At 68.8% G+C, this 5,871-nt stretch carries 6 protein-coding genes; all 6 read left to right on the top strand.

Annotated elements, in window-relative coordinates; translation table 11 throughout:
* On the top strand, nt 1-617 hold a 617-nt coding region (locus ABZ281_RS34030), incomplete at its 5' end, for a F0F1 ATP synthase subunit delta (protein WP_356661815.1).
* 127 nt (nt 618-744) lie between these two features.
* Complete coding sequence (gene atpA, locus ABZ281_RS34025) at nt 745-2,334, top strand: F0F1 ATP synthase subunit alpha (protein WP_031104202.1); 1,590 nt, start codon at nt 745-747, stop codon at nt 2,332-2,334.
* 20 nt (nt 2,335-2,354) lie between these two features.
* Complete coding sequence (locus tag ABZ281_RS34020) at nt 2,355-3,272, top strand: F0F1 ATP synthase subunit gamma (RefSeq protein ID WP_356661813.1); 918 nt, start codon at nt 2,355-2,357, stop codon at nt 3,270-3,272.
* On the top strand, nt 3,273-4,721 hold the full coding sequence (gene atpD, locus ABZ281_RS34015) for a F0F1 ATP synthase subunit beta (protein ID WP_329326765.1): 1,449 nt from the start codon (nt 3,273-3,275) through the stop codon (nt 4,719-4,721). It begins immediately after the preceding gene.
* A 117-nt stretch (nt 4,722-4,838) separates the two neighbouring features.
* Nucleotides 4,839-5,216 carry a F0F1 ATP synthase subunit epsilon gene (locus ABZ281_RS34010; protein ID WP_356661811.1) on the top strand — a complete coding sequence of 126 codons (378 nt, stop codon included), beginning with the start codon at nt 4,839-4,841 and terminating at the stop codon, nt 5,214-5,216.
* Between the two features lie 130 nt (nt 5,217-5,346).
* Complete coding sequence (locus tag ABZ281_RS34005) at nt 5,347-5,793, top strand: DUF2550 domain-containing protein (RefSeq protein WP_356661809.1); 447 nt, start codon at nt 5,347-5,349, stop codon at nt 5,791-5,793.
* Nucleotides 5,794-5,871: the final 78 nt, after the last annotated feature.

Genomic DNA, 5,871 nt, shown 5'->3' with positions numbered 1-5,871 from the left:
GTCTGCTCGGCACCCAGGTCAGCGGCCCGGCCGCCGACCTGGTCGCCGGCATGGTGCGCTCCCGCTGGTCGCAGTCGCGCGACCTGGTGGACGCGCTGGAGGTGCTGGCCGGCACCGCCGACCTGACGGCCGCCCAGCAGGCGGGCAAGCTCGACGACGTCGAGGACGAGCTGTTCCGGTTCGGCCGGATCGTCTCCGGCAGCATGGAGCTGCGCGCCGCGCTGACCGACCGCAAGGCCACCACCTCGGCCAAGGGCGAGCTGCTGCGCAGCCTGCTCGGCGGCCGGGCGCAGCCGGTCACCGAGCGTCTGGTCACACGCCTTGTGACTGCACCGCGGGGACGTAGCCTGGAGGCGGGACTCGAGTCCCTGTCCAAGCTCGCCGCCGAGCGCCGGGACCGCATGGTGGCCATCGTCACCTCGGCGGTGCCGCTGAGCGACCCGCAGAAGCAGCGCCTGGGCGCCGCCCTCGCGAAGCTCTACGGCCGCACGATGCACCTCAACCTGGACGTGGACCCCGAGGTCCTCGGCGGAATCCGGGTGCAGGTCGGCGACGAGGTCATCAACGGCTCCCTCGCGGACCGCATCGAGGACGCCAGCCGCCGGCTCGCCGGCTGAGCAGCAACTCAATAGGCACCAACGTACTTACGACGGCCCTGGTTGGGCCGTGCAGAAGAATCCTGGGGGTCGCCCCCAGACCCCCAAAGTGAAACTTCGGGCCCAACAAGGAGAGCAGGGAACCCAGATGGCGGAGCTCACGATCCGGCCGGAGGAGATCCGGGACGCGCTGGAGAACTTCGTCCAGGCGTACAAGCCGGACGCGGCCTCGCGCGAGGAGGTCGGTACGGTCACCTTCGCCGGCGACGGCATCGCGAAGGTCGAGGGTCTGCCCTCGGTCATGGCCAACGAGCTGCTGAAGTTCGAGGACGGCAGCCTCGGTCTCGCCCTCAACCTCGAGGAGCGCGAGATCGGCTGCGTCGTCCTCGGCGAGTTCAGCGGCATCGAGGAGGGTCAGCCGGTCTCCCGTACCGGTGAGGTTCTCTCCGTCGCGGTGGGCGAGGGCTACCTCGGCCGCGTGGTGGACCCCCTCGGCAACCCGATCGACGGCCTCGGCGAGATCGAGACCGAGGACCGCCGCGCCCTGGAGCTGCAGGCTCCGGGCGTCATGGTCCGTAAGTCGGTGCACGAGCCGATGGAGACGGGCTACAAGGCCGTCGACGCGATGACCCCGATCGGCCGTGGCCAGCGTCAGCTGATCATCGGTGACCGCCAGACCGGCAAGACCGCCCTGGCTGTCGACACCATCATCAACCAGCGCGACAACTGGCGCTCGGGCGACCCGAACAAGCAGGTCCGCTGCATCTACGTCGCCATCGGCCAGAAGGGCTCCACGATCGCCGGTGTGCGCGGCGCTCTGGAGGAGGCCGGCGCGCTGGAGTACACGACCATCGTCGCCGCCCCGGCGTCCGACCCGGCCGGCTTCAAGTACCTGGCGCCGTACACCGGTTCGGCCATCGGCCAGCACTGGATGTACCAGGGCAAGCACGTCCTGATCATCTTCGACGACCTGTCGAAGCAGGCCGACGCCTACCGCGCCGTGTCGCTGCTGCTGCGCCGCCCGCCGGGCCGTGAGGCCTACCCGGGTGACGTCTTCTACCTGCACTCCCGTCTGCTGGAGCGCTGCGCCAAGCTCTCCGACGAGATGGGTGCCGGCTCGATGACCGGTCTGCCGATCGTCGAGACGAAGGCCAACGACGTCTCGGCGTTCATCCCGACCAACGTCATCTCCATCACCGACGGCCAGTGCTTCCTGGAGTCGGACCTGTTCAACGCCGGTCAGCGCCCCGCGCTGAACGTCGGTATCTCCGTCTCCCGCGTCGGTGGTTCCGCCCAGCACAAGGCGATGAAGCAGGTCTCCGGCCGTCTGCGCGTGGACCTCGCCCAGTTCCGTGAGCTGGAGGCGTTCGCCGCCTTCGGTTCCGACCTGGACGCCGCGTCCAAGGCGCAGCTCGAGCGTGGTCAGCGCATGGTCGAGCTGCTGAAGCAGGCGCAGTACCAGCCGATGGCCACCGAGGACCAGGTCGTCTCCGTCTGGGCCGGCACCACCGGCAAGATGGACGACGTCCCCGTCGTCGACATCCGGCGCTTCGAGAAGGAGTTGCTGGAGTACCTGCACCGCAAGGAGCAGGGCCTGATGACCTCCATCCGCGAGGGCGGCAAGATGTCCGACGACACCCTTCAGGCTGTCGCCGACGCCATCGTGGAGTTCAAGAAGCAGTTCGAGACCGCCGACGGCAAGCTGCTCGGCGAGGACACCCCGGCTGCCGGTAAGTGACGACGGAAGGGACCTGACTCATGGGAGCCCAGCTCCGGGTCTACAAGCGTCGCATCCGATCCGTCTCCGCGACCAAGAAGATCACGAAGGCGATGGAGATGATCGCCGCCTCGCGCGTCGTCAAGGCGCAGCGCAAGGTGGCGGCCTCCACCCCGTATGCGACCGAGCTCACCCGCGCGGTCACGGCGGTCGCCGGCGGATCCAACACCAAGCATCCGCTGACGACGGAGCCGGAGAACCCGACCCGTGCCGCGGTCCTGCTCCTCACGAGCGACCGTGGTCTGGCCGGCGCCTTCAACTCCAACGCCATCAAGGCCGCGGAGAAGCTCACGGCGAAGCTCGAGGCCGAGGGCAAGGAAGTCGTCAACTACATCGTCGGCCGCCGTGGTGTCGCCCACTACAACTTCCGCGAGCGCAAGATCGCGGAGACGTTCACGGGCTTCACCGACGAGCCGTCGTACGCGGACGCCAAGAAGGTCGCGGCCCCGCTGATCGAGGCGATCGAGACGGAGACGGCCGAGGGCGGCGTGGACGAGCTCCACATCGTCTACACCGAGTTCGTGTCGATGATGACGCAGACGGCGATCGAGGCCCGGCTGCTGCCGCTCAGCCTCGACGAGGTCGCGGCGGAGGCGGCGCCCAAGGGCGAGATCCTCCCGCTGTACGACTTCGAGCCCTCGGCGGAGGACGTCCTCGACGCCCTGCTGCCGCGCTACGTCGAGAGCCGCATCTACAACGCGCTGCTCCAGTCGGCCGCCTCCAAGCACGCCGCCACGCGGCGCGCGATGAAGTCGGCCACCGACAACGCCGGAGAGCTCATCGAGACGCTCACCCGGCTTGCCAACCAGGCCCGCCAGGCCGAAATCACCCAGGAAATCAGCGAGATCGTCGGTGGCGCGAGTGCCTTGGCCGACGCGACCGCGGGGAGTGACCGATAAATGACCACCACTGTTGAGCCGACCGCTCCTGCTGGCGTGGCCACTGGCCGCGTCGCGCGGGTCATCGGCCCGGTCGTCGACGTGGAGTTCCCCGTCGACGCGATGCCGGAGATCTACAACGCCCTGCACGTCGAGGTCGCAGACCCGGCGCTGGCGGGCGAGAAGAAGACGCTGACCCTGGAGGTCGCCCAGCACCTGGGTGACGGCTTGGTCCGCGCCATCTCGATGCAGCCCACCGACGGCCTGGTCCGCCAGGCCCCGGTGACGAACACGGGCGCGGGCATCACCGTCCCCGTCGGCGACTTCACCAAGGGCAAGGTGTTCAACACCCTCGGTGAGGTGCTGAACAGCGACGAGACCCACGACGGCGAGCGCTGGTCCATCCACCGCAAGGCCCCCGCGTTCGACCAGCTCGAGTCGAAGACCGAGATGTTCGAGACGGGCCTGAAGGTCGTCGACCTGCTCACCCCGTACGTCAAGGGCGGCAAGATCGGTCTGTTCGGTGGTGCCGGTGTCGGCAAGACCGTGCTGATCCAGGAAATGATCATGCGTGTCGCCAACCTCCACGAGGGCGTCTCCGTCTTCGCGGGCGTCGGCGAGCGCACCCGTGAGGGCAACGACCTCATCGCGGAGATGGAAGAGTCCGGCGTTCTGGACAAGACCGCCCTGGTCTTCGGCCAGATGGACGAGCCCCCGGGCACTCGTCTGCGCGTGGCCCTGGCCGGCCTGACGATGGCGGAGTACTTCCGTGACGTCCAGAAGCAGGACGTGCTGTTCTTCATCGACAACATCTTCCGCTTCACCCAGGCCGGTTCCGAGGTGTCGACCCTGCTCGGCCGTATGCCCTCCGCGGTGGGCTACCAGCCGAACCTGGCCGACGAGATGGGCACCCTCCAGGAGCGCATCACCTCGACCCGTGGTCACTCGATCACCTCGATGCAGGCGATCTACGTCCCCGCGGACGACCTGACCGACCCGGCCCCGGCCACCACCTTCGCCCACCTCGACGCGACGACGGTTCTGTCCCGTCCGATCTCCGAGAAGGGCATCTACCCGGCCGTGGACCCGCTGGACTCGACGTCCCGCATCCTCGACCCGCGGTACATCTCGGCGGAGCACTACAACGCCGCGATGCGCGTGAAGAACATCCTGCAGAAGTACAAGGACCTGCAGGACATCATCGCGATCCTCGGTATCGACGAGCTCGGCGAGGAGGACAAGCTCGTCGTCCACCGTGCCCGTCGCGTGGAGCGCTTCCTGTCCCAGAACACCCACGCCGCCAAGCAGTTCACCGGCGTGGACGGTTCGGACGTGCCGCTGGACGAGTCGATCGCCGCGTTCAACGCGATCTGCGACGGCGAGTACGACCACTTCCCGGAGCAGGCGTTCTTCATGTGCGGTGGTCTCGAGGACCTGAAGAACAACGCGAAGGAGCTGGGCGTCTCCTGACCCGGGCCGTGCTCGAGTCATGAGGGGGCGGGGTTCGTCCCGCCCCCTCATTCACGCCTACTAGACTTGTAACCAACACCCGGCACTCCCGCCGGGTGGTGACCCGAGGAGCCACCCTTGGCTGCTGAGCTGCACGTCGCGCTGGTCGCGGCCGACCGTGAGGTCTGGTCCGGCCAGGCCACCCTGGTCGTCGCGCGCACCACGTCCGGCGACATCGGCGTCATGCCCGGTCACCAGCCGCTGCTCGGTGTGCTGGAGTCGGGCCCGGTGACCATCCGTACGAGTGAGAGCGGGACGGTCGTCGCCGCTGTGCACGGCGGATTCATCTCGTTCGCGGACGACAAGCTCTCGCTGCTGGCGGAGGTCGCCGAGCTGTCGGACGAGATCGATGTCCAGCGCGCGGAGCAGGAGCTCGAGCGCGCGAAGGCGGAGGACGACGCGGAGGCCCAGCGCCGCGCGGACGTCCGTCTGCGGGCTGCCACGGCGGCGCGCTGACCCCGTCCGCCGTGTGATGACGTCACTCAGCCGCGGCTGGGTACCGGAGAGATCCGGACCCAGCCGCGGCTGAGGCGGATGTGGGTGATTTTTACGTTCCGTTACCTAGGAGACGAGGAGGTCGGTGTCGATGGTCCTCGCTCTGACTGTGTGCGGAATCGTGGTGGCCCTCGTAGTGGTGGGCCTGTTCGTCTTCGGCCTGCGCCGTCGGCTGATCCAGCGGTCGGGCGGCACCTTCGACGCCAGCCTGCGCTGGGACGCCCCTGCCGAGGGTGACACCAACGGCAAGGGCTGGGCGTACGGGGTGGCCCGGTACAACGGCGACCGGGTCGAGTGGTACCGCGTCTTCTCGTACTCGCCGCGTCCCCGCCGCGTCCTGGAGCGTTCCGCGATCGAGGTGGCCGGCCGCCGCGTCCCGGAGGGCGAGGAGGAGCTGGCGCTCCTGTCCGACCATGTGATCCTGGCCTGTGTGCACCGGGGCACGCGTCTCGAACTCGCGATGAGCGACGACGCGCTGACCGGCTTCCTCGCGTGGCTGGAAGCAGCCCCGCCCGGACAGCGGGTGAACGTGGCGTAGCCACGTTCACCCCCGGGGGGGGGGGGGTGGCCCAGGGGGGGGCTCCCCCCGGGGGGGAGGGGGCGAGGGGCACGGCCC

This window comes from Streptomyces sp. NPDC006265 (assembly GCF_040613555.1).
GTDB lineage: Bacteria > Actinomycetota > Actinomycetes > Streptomycetales > Streptomycetaceae > Streptomyces.
This window is presented reverse-complemented; position numbering and strand designations above follow the sequence as displayed.